The sequence below is a fragment of the Treponema endosymbiont of Eucomonympha sp. genome (assembly GCF_001028545.1).
This window is the reverse complement of the sequence record NZ_BBPW01000062.1, coordinates 1-4,553: the sequence shown is the minus strand read 5'-3', so window position 1 is coordinate 4,553 and position 4,553 is coordinate 1. Positions and strand designations below refer to the sequence as shown.

General features: G+C 48.2%; 5 protein-coding genes. 3 read left to right on the top strand and 2 right to left on the bottom strand.

Annotated elements, in window-relative coordinates; all coding sequences use genetic code 11:
- The 3 genes from AWU74_RS12630 to AWU74_RS03935 form a co-directional block, all read left to right on the top strand.
- The coding region (locus tag AWU74_RS12630) for a type IIL restriction-modification enzyme MmeI (RefSeq protein WP_238580157.1) at positions 1-458 on the top strand (458 nt) is incomplete at its 5' end.
- A 387-nt stretch (positions 459-845) separates the two neighbouring features.
- Complete coding sequence (locus AWU74_RS03940; protein ID WP_187150822.1) at positions 846-1,889, top strand: AAA family ATPase; 1,044 nt, start codon at positions 846-848, stop codon at positions 1,887-1,889.
- Complete coding sequence (locus tag AWU74_RS03935) at positions 1,886-2,539, top strand: hypothetical protein (RefSeq protein ID WP_162504771.1); 654 nt, start codon at positions 1,886-1,888, stop codon at positions 2,537-2,539. The genes AWU74_RS03940 and AWU74_RS03935 overlap by 4 nt, the downstream gene beginning before the upstream one ends.
- Positions 2,540-2,748: 209 nt before the next feature.
- Here the strand turns inward: AWU74_RS03935 and AWU74_RS03930 are convergent, their stop codons facing one another.
- On the bottom strand, positions 2,749-3,705 hold the full coding sequence (locus AWU74_RS03930; RefSeq protein WP_062327839.1) for a DUF2156 domain-containing protein: 957 nt from the start codon (positions 3,703-3,705) through the stop codon (positions 2,749-2,751).
- Between the two features lie 277 nt (positions 3,706-3,982).
- On the bottom strand, positions 3,983-4,553 hold a 571-nt coding region (locus AWU74_RS03925), incomplete at its 5' end, for a helix-hairpin-helix domain-containing protein (RefSeq protein ID WP_238580156.1).

The window sequence follows — 4,553 nt, the reverse complement described above, 5'->3', positions numbered from 1 at the left end:
CGTTTTCGGCACCCTCAAACGCTGGCGAGGAATCGCTACGCGCTATGCAAAGCTTACCGTTTCCTTCATCGTTGCTATTCATATCAGGTGTTTTCCTTTACATCCACCTTCAAGTCCACACTACCTACCGCTATTCCGCTTCCATTGTCTACAACAATTTCCCGTGGCCCGCTCCCGCCGGCAAGCAAAAGGCGGCTATCGAACAGGCGGCTCAGGCGGTACTGGACGCCCGCGCCTTGTTCCCGGCAAGCAGCCTTGCCGACCTGTACGACCCGCTGACCATGCCGCCGGAATTGACGAAGGCGCACCAAAAGCTGGACAAAGCGGTCGAGAAAGCCTACGGCAGGGTCTTTGCCGACGATGCGGAGCGGGTGGCGTATCTGTTTGAGCTGTACCAGCAAAAATGCGGGGAACTGTTTGCGGAAACAAAGCGGCGGGGCAAGGGGAGGAAAAGATGAAGGCGGGAGAACGGGCGCGGGGAAAAGCGCACTGCCGTGTTGACATATTTCCGAATAATACATAAAAATAACGTCATGCTTTGACAGTCAGCAATGACGCTATGCGCGACGTTGGTAAAACGACGTGCTGAAAATAGGACGATTGTCTGACGGCATATGTGAGAGCGGTTTTTTCGCCAGATTCTCGGATTGAAAATGTAAGTGGAGACAAGGTGTATCTTGACGAAAACAGAAATTTTAGGATAAAATAAGAAAATTGGTAAGAATTGAAAGCATTGAATCAAAACTTGGAGGTATAGCATTATGCGACTAATAAAATATAGTTTGGAATATCAAACAAACGATAAATTTTGCTTTGATATTGTTACTTTTGCACAAGTGAATCTTTTGGTAGGCGATTCCGGAACGGGAAAGACAAGATTTCTAAATAGCCTTTTTAATTTTTTTACTCAATTAGTTTCTGATAAAGTATTATTTAATGGAAAATGGGATGTCGATTTTGAAAGCAATAGAATTATCTATAATTATAAATTATATGTTACCCCAAGTGTAAAAACGCCGCGTGAAAAAATGATAGTGTCTGAAACTCTTACGAAAAATGAGATAGCATTATTTAGAAGAGAAAATGGAACAATTACGTGGAATGATATGATAATGCCAAAATTGAGTTCAGATAAAACCTGTTTTGCATTGCTTGAAGATGACGAGATAGGGGCACTCTATGCGGATATCAAAAAAATTATTGCACGACGATTTTATGGGGACGAATTAAATAAAAATTTCCAGCTAGGAACAGTAGTTTCCAATGCTCCAAATAACCCTGTACCTCCACATATAAAAACAATAGAGAATTTAGCTGTTGAACCGATAGATTTTCATAACAAAATGTATATTTTGCAACAAATATCACCTAATAATTATAAAAAAACTGTTGATTTCATTCGTTCTGCATTTCCTTTTATAATTGACGCATCCGTGCAAAACCTTGTGAAAGTTATGCCTAATTTTCAGGGAGCGCTGAATACTCATGTTTTTTGCATAAAGGAATATAATATTGATAAATGGATTGTTTGTAATAATATTTCATCTGGTATGCAGAAATTATTTTTGCTCATTCTAGATACGATATTGTTACAAAACGGAGGTATTCTTCTTATAGATGAATACGAAAACTCTCTTGGCGTAAGCGCGATCAATTTCTTCCCTGATTTAATTGCGAGCGCAAGCCAAGACTGTCAATTTATCATCACGAGCCACCACCCCTATATCATTAATCGAATACCAATTGAATCTTGGAAAATATTTCACCGCGATGGAATGAATGTTCATATTACCAGTGGTATAGATTTAAAGGAAAAATATTCCAGGTCTCGACAAGACCATTTTATACAGTTAATAAACGATCCTCTCTACAATGGTGGTATTCAATGAGATATTACATAGTTGTTGAAGGGGCTTCGGGAGAACCTAAAATATATCCTCATTGGATACAGTACACAAATAGTAAGCTTGTGCAATTAAGCAATTTAAATGATAATCGAGGTGATGCTTATTATTTGGTATCAGGGTACGGTTATCCAAATTATCTAAAAATAATCGAAAATGCAATACAAGATGTGAATAATATTAACAACTTTAATTATTTGGTTGTCGCGATTGACTCTGAAGATAATACATATCAAGAAAAGTATGATGAAGTAAAAGATTTAGTTGCAGATAAATTAGAATCTGCTGAACTTAAAATCATTGTGCAATATTTTTGTATTGAAACGTGGGCACTAGGCAATCGCATCGCTTGTCGGAGAAACACGCAAGACAAGGTGTTGCTTGAATACAAAAACATTCACGATGTCCGGAAAGCTGATCCAGAGCTGTTGCCTTCATATAAGGAAATGAATCGAGCACAATTTGCATTTTCTTATCTAAAATGTATGCTACATGATTGGTATCCTAATGCAATGTATACCAAATCGAATCCTAAGGCATTGTTGAGCGAAGATTATTTTAATCAAATCAAAAAACGTTTTGGAGAAACGGGACACATATCGTCTTTCCGCTCGTTTTTAGATACATTCCAATAGGTTATCTACAATCATATCATCGGGTGTTAATTTATTATGCCTCCTAACCTCTCCCACCTTGAACGTGGGTCGGCAAAAAACCTGCCCGCTCCTTGCTCCTCGGAACTTCGCATATGAGCGGCGGAACCTCGATGTTTTGCGGCGGCGTTTCTGGCTTCAGCCTCTTGCCTTGCCTGTACGCCGCGAGTTTACCTATCTGCCGAGTTCCTTCACAGAACTCGGATGTTGCCCGTACCCTGTACGGGCAACGCATTCGGCTTCGCCGAACCCGGCGGCAGCACCAGATATTTCACGACGAATCCGCAAGGTCGATAAGTCATCTTTGACTGCCGTAAGCCTTCGTCGCCGGTGTCCTGCTCGCGGTTTATCATATGGACGGATTCCGGCAGCCGCCGCGCCGCCGCCTGATTAACGTATTGGAAAATACCCTTGTAGGAAGTGACTCCTTTTTCAAAATGCACGCAGTACACGGCGCCGCCCGCCACCGGCTCGCCGAGCGAAAACGCTGCCGGCGCGCCGCCGACGCAGACGAGCGTGCCGTCGAGGCATAGTTCGTCCATAAGCGAAAGCGCTTCGGTGCATTCGGCGTAATCGGCTTCGTCCTGGCGGGCGCGCGTCCACGCCTCGAGCACTTGCTGCGCGTCTCCCGCGTTTGCGCTCGTAAGCGGGTGCACGTCTGGGGTGAAGGACGCCAGAAACGCGTTCACCATATTCTTCTTTTTGTGAAAGGTTTTCCCGCGCAGTTCCGCCAAATCGCTGCGCTCGTACAGATAGTCGAAGTCGTCGCGGCTTTCGGCGATGACGTAGCCCTTTTCGGCAAGCGCCGCGCTCACCGCGGCGTGCAGCGACACCGTCACCGTCTTCCACATTCCGTAGCGCTCGACGAGCGTTTCCGTCAGCGCGACGGGTGGCGGCGCGCCGGCTACCGAAAAAAAGGACGCGCCCGATCTGCCCGACATAGCGTGTTCCGGCTCGGTTCCGGCAAGCATAAGACTGTCCGCGTTCAGGCGGGAGACGCGGTACCGGTATTTATGGCGGTGTAAAAACATGCTGGCAAAAGAGAATTCGCAGGCTCCGTCCTTCAGACGGTCGGTACACGGGGCGACTTCGTCCCGCATGGCAAGCTCCAGCGGGGCGGTCTCTGGATAATCGGGGATATATTTCATGTTGCGGCAACCATACCGTTTTTTGCCGTAAAAGTCAAAACGGCGGGCAGCCCGAACAGGCGGTTTTCCCCGCAGGAAGCGCCCGCCCGTCTTGACAGGGAATCCGCCCGAATACGGGTGCCGTGAATGCGGGCGGCGTTTGTGCCTTCGTGCCGTGTTCGGCGTTACAAATGCGGCGAGTTCAAGTATGCCTGTATGCCGCGAGTTTGCTTCGCAAACTCGGTAGCAACGCCTTTACCTCTATTGTCGAGTTCCTTCAAGGAACTCGAACGTTCGGCTATTGCCGAACGCCGGATTCGGCTTGCGCAAGCAGTTCCAGAAACGCCTGCTCGTCTATAAGGGTGACGCCCAGTTCCGCCGCCTTCTTGTTTTTGCCGGAACCGCTCGCCGCGTCGTTCGTAACGAGGTACGAAAGCCCTTTTGTTACGCCGCTTCTCGTGCTGCCGCCCGCCTCCTTGACTCTGCGCTCCGCGTCCGCCCGCTTGAGCGTCTGCAGCTCGCCGGTGAAGCAGAACGACTTTCCCGCAAGCTTCCCCGCGCGGGCGGTTTCGGTGAGGCGGAGCGCGCCGGAGTCGACCAGACGCCGCATTTCCTCCCGGTTCTCCCGCAGCCCCTCGACCAGCGCCGCCGCCGTAATGTCGCCGAAGCCGTTCACCGCGGCAATGCTCTCCGCGTCGGCTTCAAGCAGGGAGTCGAGCGTCGCAAACCCCGCCTCAACGAGCTTTTCGACGAGCGTCTCGCCAATGCCCTCTATGTCGAAGCCCGCGACGAACTGCGCAAGGCGTATGTGCCTCCGCGCGGACAGCGAGGCGAACACCCGCCCGGCGCCCTTCGACTTTTTGTCCTTC